Source organism: Vibrio galatheae, from assembly GCF_000967545.1.
GTDB classification, from domain to species: Bacteria; Pseudomonadota; Gammaproteobacteria; order Enterobacterales; family Vibrionaceae; genus Vibrio; species Vibrio galatheae.
This window is the reverse complement of record NZ_JXXV01000019.1, coordinates 1-15,598: the sequence shown is the minus strand read 5'-3', so window position 1 is coordinate 15,598 and position 15,598 is coordinate 1. Positions and strand designations below refer to the sequence as shown.

The window sequence follows — 15,598 nt, the reverse complement described above, 5'->3', positions numbered from 1 at the left end:
TTACTGACTAAAGAATAAAGCGACTTAGATCTTCATCTTCAATCGTGTCTCCTAGTTTGGCTTTGACATATTCTGCGTCAATCGTCAGTTTAGAACCTGGCTTATCGGTTGCTTCAAACGAAATTTCATCCATTAAGCGTTCCATAACCGTATGCAGGCGGCGTGCACCAATGTTTTCTGTGGTTTCGTTGACTGTCCAAGCAGCCTCAGCGATTTGTGTGATACCTTCTTCAGTAAAGTCGATATCGACATCTTCTGTCTTCATTAAGGCGATGTACTGCTCCGTCAGAGACGCTTTTGGCTCAGTCAAAATACGTTTGAAGTCGTTGCTTGATAACGCTTCCAGTTCAACACGAATTGGCAGACGACCTTGCAGTTCAGGGATCAAATCTGACGGTTTTGCTACTTGGAAGGCCCCTGAGGCAACGAATAAAATATGATCCGTTTTTACCATGCCATGCTTAGTAGAAACCGTACTGCCTTCGATTAAAGGCAATAGATCGCGTTGAACACCTTCACGAGAGACGTCAGGCCCTGAGCTTTCGCCACGCTTACAGATTTTATCGATCTCATCGATAAATACGATACCGTTGTTTTCAACGTTAAAGATCGCCTGCTCTTTTAACTCTTCTTGGTTGACCAGTTTCGCAGCTTCTTCTTCCGTTAACGCTTTAAACGCATCTTTGATTTTTAGCTTACGTTTTTTCTTGGTGTCGCCAGCTAAGTTTTGGAACATACCCTGCAGCTGGTTGGTCATCTCTTCCATGCCAGGAGGCGCCATGATTTCAACACCCATTTGCGGCGCGGCAACATCGACTTCAATCTCTTTGTCGTCTAGTTTGCCTTCACGTAGCTTTTTACGGAAAACTTGACGTGTATTTGATGAGCCTTCATCTTGCTGTTCGTTTTGGCCCCAAGCATCACGTGCTGGTGGCAATAGCGCATCAAGAATGCGTTCTTCCGCCTGCTCTTCAGCACGGAATTTCACTTTTTCCATCGCTTGCTGGTGAGTCATCTTGATGGCAACATCCGTTAAGTCACGAATGATCGTTTCCACTTCTTTACCAACATAACCGACTTCGGTGAATTTAGTCGCTTCCACTTTGATAAATGGCGCATTGGCAAGTTTCGCTAAGCGACGGGCGATTTCCGTTTTACCTACACCTGTTGGGCCAATCATCAAAATATTTTTCGGTGTTACTTCTACACGCAGGCTTTCTTCAAGCTGCATACGACGCCAGCGGTTACGCAGTGCAATCGCCACTGAGCGCTTAGCTTTTTCTTGACCAATAATATGGCGATTAAGCTCATGAACGATTTCACGAGGAGTCATTTCAGACATAGTCAGTTTCCTTAAATTCTTGTGGCCACTATCTTTGCTTGTTCCGCTGAGCGTTACTCTACTGGAGCCGCAGGGATTTCTAGTTCTTCGATAGTGTGATAATGGTTGGTAAACACACAGATATCACCGGCGATTTTGAGCGATTTCTCCGCGATGTCACGCGCATCCAGATCGGTGTTTTCAAGCAGAGCAGTCGCCGCCGCCTGGGCGAAGTTACCACCCGAACCAATAGCAATTAGATCATTTTCAGGCTGAACCACATCACCGTTACCAGTAATGATCAGAGAGGCAGTTTCATCAGCTACTGCCAACAGAGCTTCAAGCTTACGCAATGCTCGATCGCTGCGCCAATCTTTAGCCAATTCAACGGCCGCTTTAGTGAGATGACCTTGGTGCATTTGCAACTTGCTTTCGAACTTTTCAAATAAAGTGAACGCGTCAGCCGTACCACCAGCAAAGCCAGCAAGAACTTTGTTATTGTATAGGCGACGCACTTTGCGCGCATTGCCCTTCATTACTGTGTTACCCAAAGACACTTGTCCATCACCAGCGATGACGACTTTGTTGTTTCGACGTACAGATACAATGGTAGTCACGAGTAGGGCCTCATAATTGTTTTAATCTCAGTGTTAAAAACTATATGAGGCTCTCAATTGCGAAATTCAAGGGAGATGTATAATCAAAAAAGCGAGCCAATCGGCTCGCTTTGCTACGTTTATTGGGCTTCTTTCCAGATCGCACAAGGCTCTATTTTAGCGCGTTGCAGTTTGTGCTTATCACGTTCAGCATCACGCTTAAATTTGTATGGCCCAAGCACGACACGATACCAACTGCTGTCTTCTTTCTTACGAATCTTACTACTGATACCTTGGAAGGCAATATCTAACTTACGTGTTTCTGCCTGTTGAGCCGTCTTGTAAGCGCCACACTGCATAATGTAAGGGATCTCCGACACCACTTGCTCTTTAGCTTTTACTTCAACCTCACGGTTCGGCAAGCTCTCAACATAATCCCACTCTTCTTCTGGCGGTGGCGGCAACTTGGCCTGTGGTTTCGGCTTAGGTCTGGGTTTGACAGGTTCAACAACTGGTGCGGGTGGCTCCGGGTCATTACTTAGCACATACAAGCCATAGCCAAATATGCTGACCAATAAAATTGCCAATAACCCACTACGCCAAGGCTTACGACGTGAGGAAGACTGCTTTTTGGTAGGCTTGCGGCTACTTCCGCCACGGCCTCTTTTTACGTAATCTCGATTCGCCACTAGTTAAACATCAATACCTTCAATTGCCACTGCCGACATGTTAATGCAGATTGTCATTCGATGACAGAGTAGAAATGGAAGCGGCGCATCAAAAATGCGCCGCTTGGGTAAGGTTGTCAATTAAAGAACTCGTGGTGGCGCGGCACTTTCACGCACGACCAGCTTAGTCTCTAATAGCCTTGAACCCGCTCGAACATCATGCCCACGCAACAACTCAAGCATCATCAGCATTGCCTGACGTCCGATTTCATAGCGAGGCTGAGAGATAGTCGTTAACGGAGGATCGCAATATTGCGCAAAATGGATATCATCAAAGCCAACAATAGAGAGGTCTTGCGGTACACGCAGGCCTAGCTTTTTCGCTTCTTGTATCGCACCAATTGCCATTGCATCGTTGTGACAAAATACCGCTGTTGGTGCATCAGACAAGGCCAAGAGCTGACGAATGGCTTTCGCACCCGCTTCAAACGTAAAGTCTCCATAGGTGCAATAATTGCTATTCATCGCGATACCCGCGCGACGCAATGCTTGCTGGTAGCCTTGGTGACGGAATTGGCATAGCGCCGCCGACTCTGGACCAGAAATTTGTGCAATACGCTTGTGTCCCATCTGTGTCAGGTAGTTAACCGCTTCAAAAGCAGAGGTCAGGTTATCGATGTGTACTGTTGGCAGTTCTAGTTCAGGGGCAAACTCACAAGCCATGACCATAGGTGGTAAATTCTTTTGCTCAGGTTTGCTAACATCGAATGGTAGATCGGTCCCTAGCAGCAACATACCATCCGCTTGCTTAGTAAAAACTAAGTTAACAAATGAGCTTTCACGTTTTTTTTGCTGCCCGCTGTCTCCCAATAGCACGATGTAGCCATGCTCCATTGCTGCATCCTCTATGCCGCGGATAATTTCGGTATAGTAGGGATCACAGATATCAGGAATGATTGCGATGATTGTTTTTGATTCATTACGACGCAGATTGCGCGCCAACGAGTTTGGTGAGTAACCAGCTTCTAAAACAGCATCTTCGACTCTCTTCCTTGTCGCTGACGATACCTTTTCTGGGTTCATTAGCGCTCTCGATACTGTCGCTGTTGAAACTCCCGCAAGCTGGGCAACATCCTTCATTGTCGCCATAATTTCTTAACCCTCTTCATTTCCAAATTTGGCAGCTCAAACGCCACCTAAGCCTCTAGTTGAAATGCATCGCATCGGTTGAACGGCCAAATTGATGTCGACTTGTAGGCTAAAATACCTATCTTGTTATCCATTTGTATTGAGCAAACGTTTAGCTTTTCACCGATTCCGTGAGATCAGCAATTTGCCAAGACTTAGTTTATTCATTTCAAAACACAAAGTTACGGGAGATTTAACAAAATCGGCAGCTAATGAGAGATCTTAATCACAAATAAATGAAAAAGGTGTGAATATTATTAGCCGCCATACCTTGCCTCACCGCTAGAGTTCCATAAAAACACACCACTTGATTGGATTAGCTGAGATCTTGCGGCTCAATGTCTAAGCTCCAACGCACTTTCTTCGCATTGGGCAGGATCTGAATCGCGGGCTTGGCGCTCGCAAGCAGTTTTTGCATAGTCGGTCGACTTTGGGTTTGTAGCAGCAGTTGCCAGCGGTACTTTCCAGCGCGCTTAGCCAATGGTGCAGGGGTTGGGCCTAACACTTGGCAACAATCATCAAACAAAGGATGCGCTTCCAAGGTATGACGCACCTGACGCAAAAATTCTTCAACAGGCTGTGATTGGTTCGCTTCAGCTTTAAACAGAGTAAGGAACGAGTACGGTGGTAACTGAGCCAGTTTACGCTCCTGCAGTGCTGTTTCAGCAAAATGCCGATAGCTCTTAGTTAATAGCGCTTGTAAAAGACTGTGCTCAGGATGGTGGGTTTGCAGTACCACTTCCCCTGGTTTACTCGCCCTGCCTGCTCGACCTGCGACTTGAATAAACAATTGCGCTAAGCGCTCTGATGCTCTGAAATCGCTGCTGTAAAGCGAACCATCAACGTCAAGCAATGCCACTAAGGTTACATCAGGGAAATGGTGCCCCTTGGCAAGCATTTGAGTGCCAATTAAAATTTGATATTCGCCATTTCGAATGGCGCTAAGCGCACTCTCTAAACTGCCTTTTCGCCTTGTACTGTCTCTGTCGATTCGAATGGTTTTGTACTCGGGAAATAGCTCCGCCAGCTGCTTTTCCAATTGTTCAGTCCCGACGCCGACCGTGACTAAATGTGTCGAACCGCAACCTTGGCATTGATGGATAATTGGCTGCTGTGAACCACAATGATGGCAACGAATTTCGTTGCTATTTTGGTGGTAGGTGTAATAGGCATCACAGCGTTTACATTCCGCAATCCAACCACACTCATGGCACATCAAAGCAGGAGAAAAACCTCGCCGATTTAAAAACAACATTACTTGATTGCCCGACTTTAAATGACGACGCATTTCAGCAATTAGTGGCGCAGAAAGTCCGCTTTCAAGATAGAGTCCTTTCACATCAAGCACTTTATTGGTGGTTGGCGTCGCACTACCTGCACGTGCAGACAGCGTTAAATGGTGATATTTACCTGTCAGTGCATTATGTAATGTCTCTAAAGCTGGTGTGGCCGAGCCAAGAATAATTGGGATTCGCTCTTTATTGGCACGCATCACCGCAACATCACGGGCATGGTAACGCAGACTGTCTTGCTGCTTGTAGGACGAGTCATGCTCTTCATCGACAATAATGATGCCGAGATTGGCAAAAGGCGTTAACAAGGCTGAACGCGTACCAATGACAATGCCCGAGGCATTGTCGCGCGCACTAAGCCAGGCGTTGAGCCGCTCAGTATCATTTAACCCGGAATGAATGACCTCAACTGGAACGTTGAAGCGTTTTCTAAAGCGGTTGATGGTTTGAGGCGTTAAGCCAATTTCAGGCACGAGTACCAAGGCTTGCTTGCCTTGTTCAAGAACTGGTTTAATCAAGTTGAGATAAACTTCGGTTTTCCCCGAACCTGTCACCCCTTCAAGCAAATAACAAGCAAACCCTTCACCACTGTTAACCGACGCAATGGCGACCACCTGCTCTGCGTTGAGTTTAGGCTTATTAACGTCAGCTTCGACATCGCGGCGCCAATCTCGAATGATCGGCTTTTTCTCCACGGATTCGATCCAGCCTTTCTCTGCCAGTGTTTTTAACGTTGTAGAAGCAATCTCTTCATCGACGAATCGTTGATGAGGAACGGCCCCGGATTCGAGCATCTGCATCACTTTGGCTTGCTTAACTGCTCGCCCAAAGCCTTGCATCAATTGATCACGCCCTTGCGGGGTGAGTTGCCATTCCACCAGCGTTGCAAAATCTGCCGCCTTACCTTTGCGCAGCGCACTTGGCATTGCATTAAACAGAGTATCGCCCAATGGATACTGATAGAACTGACTGCACCACAATAACAGCGAATAGAGCTGTTCTGACCAAACAGGTTGGTTATCAAGCACCTGTTTAATTGGCTTGAGCTTATCAAGGCCAAATTCCGATTCATTGACCATCGCCGTGACGATTCCGACCAAGGTTTGACGCCCAAACGGGACAGAAACTCGACCACCGATAATAGGAAATAGGTGGCTAGGGATCTGATAATCAAACTGTTTATCGAGTGGTACGGGCAGCGCCACGCGCGCAATTGTTGGTCGCATAATAGGCTATACAGCTCAGTGAAAGGTTACGGGAGCTAGTCTAAGGGAAAAGCTAGGCAGTGGAAAGAGAGGTCGATTATGGCACTACGATTAACTCAGGCTAAAAAAGTAGCAATTTCAGGTCTAAACTGGTTGATCCTAAATCAGCTATTCATTAATATATCGCGCCTTAGAGATATGGCTCTCGCTGTAGTAGCGGTATCTAGAAAGGTATTTTATTAACTACGTGTGGTGTCCGGCTTAGAATCGGATAGCGACACGGCCTATACATAGAGGTTCTCCCATGAAAGCTGGTATCCACCCAGAATACAAAGCAGTAAAAGCGACTTGTTCTTGCGGCAACTCTTTTGAGTTCAACTCAACGCTAGGTAAAGAGTCAATCCACCTAGACGTATGTGACAAATGTCACCCATTCTACACTGGTAAGCAACGTATCGTTGATACAGGCGGCCGTGTTGATCGCTTCAACAAGCGTTTCGGTGCTCTATCAAGCAAGAAATAATTTCTGCTTAACCGAATCTAAAAAGGACGCTCAGGCGTCCTTTTTTGCTACTTGTCTTATTAAGCTTTTCTATTTTTCAGAGTAATCGTTTATCAAACCCGATATTCGCTAGCCATATCTCTGTTTATCTGGTCTTATCTCCAGTCATTTACTACTTTTTATAGGTTTAGCTCGCATTCTGACCTAGGCAGCTTGACTTAGTTACTCTAGAATGGATTTCCCCCATCCATATAATTATTAACGAGTACCTACACCTATGTCAGATGACAATCACCAAGAATTATCCGCAGAAGAACAATTTCGTCAGCAAGCGTTGGATTACCACGCTTACCCAACTCCGGGCAAGATTGAAGTCGCCCTTACAACTGCCGCAGAAACAGCGAAAGATCTCGCGCTCGCATACAGCCCAGGTGTTGCCGAGCCAGTTCGTGAAATTGCGCAAAATGCTGACAACGCCTACAAGTACACATCAAAAGGCAACATGGTTGCCGTCATCTCAAATGGTACGGCGATTCTTGGTTTAGGCAATTTAGGTCCTCTGGCATCAAAACCCGTTATGGAAGGTAAATCTCTACTGTTCAAACGCTTCGCAGGTCTAGATTCCATCGATATTGAAGTCAAGCACCGCACTATCGAAGAGTTCGTTGATACCGTTGCCAACATTGCTGATACCTTTGGCGGTATCAACTTAGAAGATATCAAGGCGCCAGACTGTTTCGAAATCGAAAAGCAACTGATCGAACGTTGTGATGTCCCTGTATTCCACGATGATCAGCACGGTACAGCAATTGTTACCGCAGCGGGGATGCTGAACGCGATTGAACTTCAAGGGAAGAAGTTGGAAGACGCAACCATCGTATGTCTTGGCGCGGGTGCTGCTGCAGTAGCCTGTATGGAGCTATTGATTAAATGTGGCGCGATGCGTGAGAAAATCTACATGCTGGATCGAAAAGGCGTGATTCACACTCGCCGTGAAGACCTCAACGAGTACAAACAGCTGTTTGCCAACAACACAGATAAACGCACACTCGAAGATGTTATTGACGGTGCCGATCTGTTCCTCGGGGTATCAGGACCAAACTTACTCTCTCCTGAAGCGCTTAAGCTAATGGCTGATAAACCAGTTGTATTTGCTTGTTCTAACCCAGATCCAGAAATCAAACCTGAGCTGGCACACGATGTGCGCAATGATCTGATCATGGGCACAGGGCGTAGTGACTACCCAAATCAGGTGAACAACGTACTTTGTTTCCCATTTATTTTCCGCGGCGCATTAGATGTTCGTGCCAGTGAAATTAATGATCAAATGAAGCTTGCGGCGGTTGAAGCCATCCGCCAACTTGCCAAAGAAGAAGTGCCAGTAGAGGTGCTTGCCGCAGCTGGAGTTGAATCCTTGTCATTCGGACCGGGCTATATTATTCCAAAGCCAATGGATCCACGCCTACTACCACGCGTAGCAAGAGCTGTAGCTCAAGCAGCCGTTGATTCAGGGGTTGCCCGCATCGAAATGCCAGAAAACTATCTGGCTAACTAGGCTCCACTGACCCTAATCTCATTGCCAATAAAAAACCGCTGTCATTCCACAGCGGTTTTTTTGAATCGTAATTTCGTCAGCAGGCGAGAGTTGAATTGGTGCGATTATTTTTAATTATTCGTCGAAAGATTCGAACTCAATCCCCATCTCCGTCATCAGCTTTTTCACTTCAGCAGGGAGATCGTCCGGGCGGTCTTTACGCAAGTCTTCGTCCGTCGGCAGCGGTTGACCGGTGTAAGCATGCAAAAAAGCCTCACACAATAGCTCACTGTTCGTTGCGTGGCGTAGGTTATTAATCTGACGGCGCGTACGCTCATCAGTCAAAACCTTTAATACTTTCAATGGAATAGAAACGGTAATCTTCTTTACTTGTTCGCTTTTCTTTCCATGCTCAGCATATGGGCTAATGTATTCGCCATTCCAATCTGCCATTGCGCACCTTTCGTTATTTTTTATGGTTGAAAATAGAATCCCCAATTTTAGCGGTATTTATAGCCACAAGCAAAGACATATAGACGTCTAGAAGTGTTGACGTCCACAAAAATGACAAGTAAAGTGAGCAGATATGGGAGGGGAATAACATATATCCAACACGATAAAGGTATATCGTATTCCCAAATAGAAGTCACTAAAGTTCGAAAGGAAACACTTATGAGCACCCGCAAACCAGCCACAATCGCGGTACGTACTGGTATCGAGTCTGACACTCAGCATCACGCAGTTGTTCCACCTATTTACCTCTCGACCAACTATGGCTTTCCTGCTTTTGGTGAAGTACCAAAATATGACTATACCCGTTCCGGCAACCCGAATAGAGGCTTGCTAGAAACCGCCCTTTATGAACTTGAATCAGGCACAGGCGCTGTGGTCACTAACTGTGGTACTTCTGCACTAAACTTGTGGGTTTCAGCGTTCTTGGGGCCTGATGACCTGATTATTGCCCCACACGATTGCTATGGTGGTACTTATCGTCTGTTCAATACCCGCGCAAATAAAGGTGATTTCAAAGTACGTTTTGTCGACCAATCTGACCAAACGGCATTTGCCGACGCTTTGGCTCAAAAGCCGAAATTGATCCTCCTTGAGACACCTTCCAACCCATTAGTACGTGTTGTGGATATCGCAGACGTGTGCGCGAAAGCCAAACAGGTTGGCGCTCTTGTTGCTGTCGACAATACCTTCTTAACACCGATTTTCCAAAAACCACTGGAACTTGGCGCTGACTTCGTTATTCACTCAACGACGAAATACATTAACGGTCACTCAGACGTAATCGGTGGCGTGGTGATCACCAAGTCAGAGCAGCATGCCGAAGAGCTAGCGTGGTGGGGCAACTGCATTGGTGCAACAGGCACACCATTTGATAGCTATATGACCTTGCGTGGTATACGCACGCTTGGCGCTCGGATGAAAGTCCACGAAGAGAGCTCAAAGCAAATCCTGAGCTTTTTACAAACTCAAGATTTGGTCGGCAAAATTTATCACCCAAGCCTGCCTCAGCATCCAGGTCATGAAATTGCTAAAAAGCAGCAGACCGGTTTTGGTTCGATGCTGAGTTTTGAATTCGCGGGCAGTTTTGAACAACTCAAATTCTTTGTCGGCCAACTTGAACTGTTTTCACTTGCCGAATCTTTAGGTGGTGTAGAGAGTTTAATTTGCCACCCAGCGTCAATGACACACCGTGCGATGGGCGAAGCGGCACTGGCTGAAGCTGGCGTATCTCAGCAGCTATTACGACTGTCTGTTGGACTGGAAGATGCGGAAGACCTTGTTGCCGATCTAGCGCAAGCCTTTGCCAAGGCTAAGGAGTCGTTCTAATGACCACGCAGCGCCAGTTACATAAATTCGGCGGAAGTAGCCTAGCCGATCCGGAATGCTATCGCCGTGTGGTGGCTATATTAAAAGAGTATTCCCAAACTGAAGATTTGATTGTTGTGTCGGCTGCAGGCAAGACTACCAATCGCCTAATTGCGTTCCTCGATGCTTTGAACAAAGATGGTCGTATCGCCCATGAAGAACTTCAATCTCTACGTCAATTTCAAACCGAATTAGTCGAAGCACTGATTGAAGGAGACGAGCAAGAAAAACTTCTCGCTACCCTACAGGATGAATTCAGCACGCTGGGAGAGCTGAGTTACCCTTTGGACGAAGCACAGAAATCTGCGGTGTTAGGCCACGGTGAAGTTTGGTCATCACGCCTACTCGCCGCATTGCTAAATCAGAATGCTCAGCCCGCAGTGGCTCAAGATGCACGAGCATTTTTACGCGCCGAAGCTGGCACACAACCAGAGATAGATTTTGGCGCCTCTTATCCACTCACCAAAGAAGCGCTAATCCAACATGCCCACCATAGAGTCGTTATCACTGGCTTTATGGCCCAAGACAAACAAGGCCGCACCGTTTTACTAGGCCGCAATGGCTCAGATTATTCCGCGACTGTCATCGGTGCACTGGCTGAAGCCAAGCGCGTCACTATTTGGAGTGACGTCGCAGGTGTATATAGCGCAGATCCACGCTTAGTCTCTGATGCCTGCTTGTTACCACTGCTGCGTTTAGATGAAGCGAGTGAACTAGCACGACTTGCCGCACCAGTCCTTCATAGTCGAACTTTACAACCTGTCGCTCAAAGCGCGATGGATTTACATTTGCGCTGTAGCTATCAGCCAGAGTCCGGCTCAACACGTATTGAACGTGTGCTCGCATCAGGACGGGGAGCAAAAATTATCTCTTCACTGGATGAAGTGCTGTTGATTCAACTTAATTTTGCCTCCGGCCACGACTTCGAGCGAATCCAAAATGAAGTGCTAGCTAGTCTTAAAAGAGCTCAGCTTGAACCACTGACGTTTGAAGTCCAGCCCGACAAGCACAGTATCCGTTTAGCCTATACCAGTGAAATTGTTGGCGGAGCTCTTGAGTATCTCCAAGATTCCGCCATTGAAGCGGAAATAAAACTCAAAGAAGGCTATTCGATGGTCGCAGCCGTTGGTGCTGGTGTGACAAAAAATGCCAACCACTGCTACGGTTTCTATCAGCAGCTTAAAGCCTCCCCAGTTGAGTTTATTTCTGAGTCGCGTTCAAGATTGAGTTTGGTCGCCATTCTGCGCACGACCGACACTGAGCCACTAGTCAAGGCGATACATAGCCAGTTGTTCCAAGCTCAAAAACGAGTCGCAATTGCGTTGTGTGGCAAAGGAAACATCGGTTCGAGTTGGCTAGATCTGTTTGCTGAACAAAAAAGTGAGTTAGAAAAACGTCACGGCATGAACTTTGAGCTAGTGGCCGTCATCGACAGTCAATCATACTGGTTCGATCCTCAAGGCATTGATGCCAGCAAAGTCAGCGCACATTTTGATGAAGAGGCCATCAGCCATGAAGGTCAAGATTGGATTGAAAAGCTAGGAGCCATCCAAGGCTATGACGATCTTGTTGTGCTAGACGTCACCGCCAGTCAAACCTTAGCCGAACGTTATTTAGAAATTGCCGAACAAGGTATGCACCTCATCTCCGCCAATAAGATAGCGGGTTCAGCATCAAGTCACTACTACCATCAGGTTCAAGATGCGTTCGCCAAGATCAACCGTCATTGGCTATATAATGCCACTGTAGGAGCCGGATTGCCGATCAACCATACTGTCCGTGATTTACGCGAAAGTGGCGATGATATTACCGCCCTATCCGGAATCTTCTCAGGCACACTCTCTTGGTTGTTCCAACAATACGATGGCAGTGTGCCATTTGCCGAACTAGTCGACCTTGCTTGGCAACAAGGACTAACAGAACCTGACCCTCGTAGTGATTTAGATGGCTCTGACGTGATGCGTAAGCTGGTCATCTTGGCACGCGAGTCGGGATTAGCGCTGGAGCCAGAAGCGGTAAAAGTGGAAAGCTTAGTCCCAGAGGAGCTCGCTACGCTTTCTCTCGACGAGTTTCTTGATAAGAGTAGTCTGCTCAGTGAACTGCTCGCAGAACGCCTTGAGCGAGCGCAACGTGAGGATAAAGTCCTAAGATACGTGGCTCGTCTTGAAAAAAATGGCAAAGCAACGGTCGGGGTTGAAGCACTCAATAAAGAGCATGCCCTCGCTAACCTTTTGCCATGTGACAACATCTTTGCGATCGAGAGTAAATGGTACAAGGACAACCCACTCGTCATTCGAGGGCCTGGAGCAGGACGAGAAGTGACAGCCGGGGCGATTCAGTCTGACTTAAACCTCCTATCTAGCTTACTCTAACCACACGGGCGCAGATTCCACTCTGCGCCCTTTTGCTCTCTACGAAATTCTCCAAGATTCAGCCACATCAGCCAAACTTGAAACCAACTCATAATTAAGTTGAAAAAAATTCATAATCACATTATTGACATTAAATCGTATTCAATTCATTCTGTAGACATATAGACGTCTAAACGTAAATTTGGAATTTTAGAGTTTTACCGGCTCTGGGTGGCCATAGGGAGAGTAAGATGGGATACACACACGCGGGTCATATCGACGCCTTGAATCAAAATATCGCCGAACTGTCTGACAATATCAATGTGTCGTTTGAGTTTTTTCCACCAAGCAGTGAAAAAATGGAAGAGACACTTTGGAACTCAGTCCACCGCCTAAAAACTCTCCAACCAAAATTTGTCTCCGTCACTTACGGTGCAAATTCAGGTGAGCGAGATCGTACTCACTCAATCATCAAAGAAATCAAAGACCAAACTGGTCTGGTTGCCGCTCCGCATCTCACTTGCATTGATGCATCGCGCGAAGAGCTAATCCAAATTGCTGATGACTACTGGGCGAATGGCATTCAAAGTATCGTAGCACTGCGCGGTGATATTCCACCGGGTGGCGGCAAACCTGACATGTATGCATCTGACTTAGTCACGCTGTTAAAAGAACGCCATGACTTCGACATTTCAGTGGCGGCTTTTCCTGAAGTGCATCCAGAAGCAAAAAGCGCACAAGCAGATCTGCTCAACCTGAAACGTAAAGTAGATGCCGGCGCCAACCGAGCCATTACCCAGTTCTTCTTTGATGTAGAAAGTTACTTGCGTTTTCGAGACCGCTGTGTCGCGGCAGGCATTGACGTAGAAATCGTCCCAGGGATTCTACCCGTATCGAACTTCAAGCAAGCTTCGCGCTTTGCAGCGCAGAACAACGTTAAAGTTCCAGGCTGGATGGTGAAACAGTTTGAGGGGTTAGATGATGATCCGACAACACGCCAGTTGGTTGGAGCAAGTCAAGCTATCGACATGGTGCGTACACTGAGTCGTGAAGGAGTAAAAGATTTCCACTTCTACACTCTTAACCGTGCAGAAATGACCTATGCGTTATGCCATACATTAGGCGTTCGCCCTAAAGCATAGTCTTAACTAAAGGTAGTCACTGTTCGCAATAGCCAATAACTTTATTGGCTATTTTTTTAACTAATAAACAAAAGGCTGAACACTATGTTCAGCCTCATCAAATCGAGAGTAACAGATTACTCAACTTCGTCCATTTTGCCTAGCAAGCTACGGATACGTTCTTGCCATGCTGCATGCTCTTGTTGCATCTGCTGAGTTCTTTGCTCTAGCTCTTCGCGGTTGCTACGCAGCTCATTAGCTTCAGTTGCCAGTTTCTCTTTCTCTTCTTTCAGTTCTTCAACTTCCATTTGTAGAAGAGCAATTGTATCTACTGCAGTTTGGATTTTTGCTTCTAGTTGTTCTAACACTTCAAAAGACATCTTAGCCTACCTATCTATTGTTCGGTGGAGGTTTTGGTTACCTATGTACCAAAACCATTTGCAACCATTCTACTCAGGCAAGAGCGGATAAACACGCTCTATATTGTAGTTTTTTCACCATTCGATTAAAAAACCAGCGTAAATTGACACGCGCTTTACATCTCTTCTGTTCGCGGCATCTTTTACCTAATTTAACCCGTTAGATTGATCCAGTTCAATCGTTGCCAGAGCAAAAAAGCAAACGTTTCCTTATTGATATGCTAAAATTCGCCCGTTTTTATCTTTTCCTACTACTTTGGAGTCTTCATGAAACGCGATTTAGCAATGTCATTTTCTCGAGTTACTGAGGGAGCTGCATTGGCCGGATACAAATGGCTTGGCCGAGGCGATAAAAATGCAGCCGATGGCGCCGCAGTTGAAGTGATGCGTAGCCTACTGAACAAAACCGAGATCAGGGGCGAAATCGTAATCGGCGAAGGAGAAATCGATGATGCTCCTATGCTGTATATCGGTGAACACGTCGGCATTGGCGGGGACGAGGTAGATATCGCAGTAGATCCAATTGAAGGCACGCGTATGACAGCGATGGGACAGTCTAACGCACTTGCGGTACTCGCAGCAGGCGAGAAGGGCAGCTTCCTTAAAGCGCCTGATATGTACATGGAGAAGTTGGTCGTTGGTCCGGGTGCAAAAGGCTGTATCGACTTACACAAGCCACTCAAAGAAAATCTTGAGCACATTGCACAAGCACTCAATAAGACTCTAGATACATTGGTTGTCATAACTCTTGCTAAACCACGCCATGACCATGTCATCGCAGAGATGCAAGCGATGGGAGTACGAGTGTTTGCTGTGCCTGATGGCGACGTAGCCGCCTCTATCCTAACTTGTATGCCAGACAGTGAGGTCGATGTCATGTACTGCATTGGCGGTGCTCCTGAAGGTGTTGTTTCAGCTGCGGTTATCCGTGCACTCGATGGCGATATGCATGGTCGCCTATTACCTCGTCATGAAGTCAAAGGTGACAGTGAAGAAAACCGCATCTACGGTGCGGCAGAGCTTAAACGCTGTGAAGAGATGGGTGTAAAAGCGAATGTCGTATTGAAGATGGAAGATATGGCGCGCAGCGACAATGTCGTCTTTTCAGCTACAGGTATTACTAAAGGTGATTTGCTCGATGGCATTTCACGCCAAGGTAATATTGCCACCACGGAGACACTATTGATCCGTGGCCGTTGCCGCACGATTCGCCGCATTAAATCAACGCACTACTTAGAGCGCAAAGATCCTGAGGTTAGAGATATTATTCTTTAAGAAAAAGTAAAGCGGTGAAAATATTGCAGGGTTGGCTTTTGGGGCAACCCTTTTTTTCTAGCCTTAGAAAACCCTCATGGTGTTGACTTCCCAAGTACGAAAACCAACTTGGTTATTTTTTATCGTATATCAAGAAACAGCACGCTCCGGTGTTGTCCATAGATAGCGCACTACCAGTAGACCAATACGCAAAAAGCCCGTTGCGTCAGCAACGGGCTTCTTAAACGACGAAAGCCGAGTCGTTAGAC

General features: G+C 46.6%; 13 protein-coding genes. 6 read left to right on the top strand and 7 right to left on the bottom strand.

From position 1 onward, the window contains the following. Window positions 1-7: 7 nt before the first annotated feature. The 5 genes from hslU to priA all read right to left on the bottom strand — a co-directional run bounded on the left by hslU (window position 8) and on the right by priA (window position 6,291). Complete coding sequence (gene hslU, locus TW81_RS12465) at window positions 8-1,342, bottom strand: HslU--HslV peptidase ATPase subunit (RefSeq protein ID WP_045956061.1); 1,335 nt, start codon at window positions 1,340-1,342, stop codon at window positions 8-10. A 53-nt stretch (window positions 1,343-1,395) separates the two neighbouring features. Continuing rightward, the gene (gene hslV / locus TW81_RS12460) at window positions 1,396-1,938 is read right to left on the bottom strand and encodes an ATP-dependent protease subunit HslV (RefSeq protein WP_045956060.1); all 543 of its coding nucleotides are present in this window, start codon (window positions 1,936-1,938) and stop codon (window positions 1,396-1,398) included. 119 nt (window positions 1,939-2,057) lie between these two features. Further along, window positions 2,058-2,606 carry a cell division protein FtsN gene (ftsN, locus tag TW81_RS12455; RefSeq protein ID WP_045956059.1) on the bottom strand — a complete coding sequence of 183 codons (549 nt, stop codon included), beginning with the start codon at window positions 2,604-2,606 and terminating at the stop codon, window positions 2,058-2,060. Window positions 2,607-2,726: 120 nt separating this feature from the next. Further along, window positions 2,727-3,734 (bottom strand): DNA-binding transcriptional regulator CytR, encoded by a 1,008-nt coding sequence (gene cytR, locus TW81_RS12450; RefSeq protein ID WP_045956058.1) that lies wholly within the window; start codon window positions 3,732-3,734, stop codon window positions 2,727-2,729. 355 nt (window positions 3,735-4,089) lie between these two features. After that, window positions 4,090-6,291: a primosomal protein N' gene (gene priA, locus TW81_RS12445; protein WP_045956057.1), complete on the bottom strand. Its 2,202-nt coding sequence runs from the start codon at window positions 6,289-6,291 to the stop codon at window positions 4,090-4,092. Between the two features lie 283 nt (window positions 6,292-6,574). Between priA and rpmE the strand changes: the two genes are divergently transcribed. After that, window positions 6,575-6,793 (top strand): 50S ribosomal protein L31, encoded by a 219-nt coding sequence (gene rpmE / locus TW81_RS12440; RefSeq protein WP_045956056.1) that lies wholly within the window; start codon window positions 6,575-6,577, stop codon window positions 6,791-6,793. A gap of 256 nt (window positions 6,794-7,049) precedes the next feature. Continuing rightward, on the top strand, window positions 7,050-8,327 hold the full coding sequence (locus TW81_RS12435; protein WP_045956055.1) for a malic enzyme-like NAD(P)-binding protein: 1,278 nt from the start codon (window positions 7,050-7,052) through the stop codon (window positions 8,325-8,327). Window positions 8,328-8,441: 114 nt separating this feature from the next. Here TW81_RS12435 and metJ read toward each other — a convergent pair whose 3' ends face one another. Then, a complete protein-coding gene (gene metJ / locus TW81_RS12430) occupies window positions 8,442-8,759 on the bottom strand; it encodes a met regulon transcriptional regulator MetJ (RefSeq protein ID WP_004743257.1) in 318 nt (105 codons plus the stop codon). 219 nt (window positions 8,760-8,978) lie between these two features. Here metJ and TW81_RS12425 point away from each other — a divergent pair, with 219 nt between their 5' ends. The 3 genes from TW81_RS12425 (at window position 8,979) to metF (ending at window position 13,677) form a co-directional block, all read left to right on the top strand. Further along, window positions 8,979-10,145 carry an O-succinylhomoserine (thiol)-lyase gene (locus TW81_RS12425; RefSeq protein ID WP_045956054.1) on the top strand — a complete coding sequence of 389 codons (1,167 nt, stop codon included), beginning with the start codon at window positions 8,979-8,981 and terminating at the stop codon, window positions 10,143-10,145. Next, on the top strand, window positions 10,145-12,556 hold the full coding sequence (locus tag TW81_RS12420; RefSeq protein ID WP_045956053.1) for a bifunctional aspartate kinase/homoserine dehydrogenase II: 2,412 nt from the start codon (window positions 10,145-10,147) through the stop codon (window positions 12,554-12,556). Before TW81_RS12425 ends, TW81_RS12420 begins: the two co-directional genes overlap by 1 nt. 230 nt (window positions 12,557-12,786) lie before the next feature. Then, complete coding sequence (gene metF, locus TW81_RS12415; RefSeq protein WP_045956052.1) at window positions 12,787-13,677, top strand: methylenetetrahydrofolate reductase; 891 nt, start codon at window positions 12,787-12,789, stop codon at window positions 13,675-13,677. Between the two features lie 116 nt (window positions 13,678-13,793). On the opposite strand, the gene zapB is transcribed toward metF, so the two are convergent. Further along, window positions 13,794-14,036: a cell division protein ZapB gene (gene zapB / locus TW81_RS12410; RefSeq protein ID WP_045956051.1), complete on the bottom strand. Its 243-nt coding sequence runs from the start codon at window positions 14,034-14,036 to the stop codon at window positions 13,794-13,796. Between the two features lie 306 nt (window positions 14,037-14,342). Here zapB and glpX point away from each other — a divergent pair, with 306 nt between their 5' ends. After that, window positions 14,343-15,350 carry a class II fructose-bisphosphatase gene (gene glpX / locus TW81_RS12405; protein WP_045956050.1) on the top strand — a complete coding sequence of 336 codons (1,008 nt, stop codon included), beginning with the start codon at window positions 14,343-14,345 and terminating at the stop codon, window positions 15,348-15,350. Window positions 15,351-15,598: the final 248 nt, after the last annotated feature.

Bases quoted from the DNA above. Each gene is read 5' to 3' on its own strand.
- TW81_RS12435 (WP_045956055.1), top strand. From the start codon at position 7,050: ATGTCAGATGACAATCACCAAGAATTATCCGCAGAAGAACAATTTCGT.
- hslU (WP_045956061.1), bottom strand. From the start codon at position 1,342: ATGTCTGAAATGACTCCTCGTGAAATCGTTCATGAGCTTAATCGCCAT.
- TW81_RS12425 (WP_045956054.1), top strand. From the start codon at position 8,979: ATGAGCACCCGCAAACCAGCCACAATCGCGGTACGTACTGGTATCGAG.
- metF (WP_045956052.1), top strand. From the start codon at position 12,787: ATGGGATACACACACGCGGGTCATATCGACGCCTTGAATCAAAATATC.
- zapB (WP_045956051.1), bottom strand. From the start codon at position 14,036: ATGTCTTTTGAAGTGTTAGAACAACTAGAAGCAAAAATCCAAACTGCA.
- priA (WP_045956057.1), bottom strand. From the start codon at position 6,291: ATGCGACCAACAATTGCGCGCGTGGCGCTGCCCGTACCACTCGATAAA.
- TW81_RS12420 (WP_045956053.1), top strand. From the start codon at position 10,145: ATGACCACGCAGCGCCAGTTACATAAATTCGGCGGAAGTAGCCTAGCC.
- glpX (WP_045956050.1), top strand. From the start codon at position 14,343: ATGAAACGCGATTTAGCAATGTCATTTTCTCGAGTTACTGAGGGAGCT.
- rpmE (WP_045956056.1), top strand. From the start codon at position 6,575: ATGAAAGCTGGTATCCACCCAGAATACAAAGCAGTAAAAGCGACTTGT.
- cytR (WP_045956058.1), bottom strand. From the start codon at position 3,734: ATGGCGACAATGAAGGATGTTGCCCAGCTTGCGGGAGTTTCAACAGCG.
- metJ (WP_004743257.1), bottom strand. From the start codon at position 8,759: ATGGCAGATTGGAATGGCGAATACATTAGCCCATATGCTGAGCATGGA.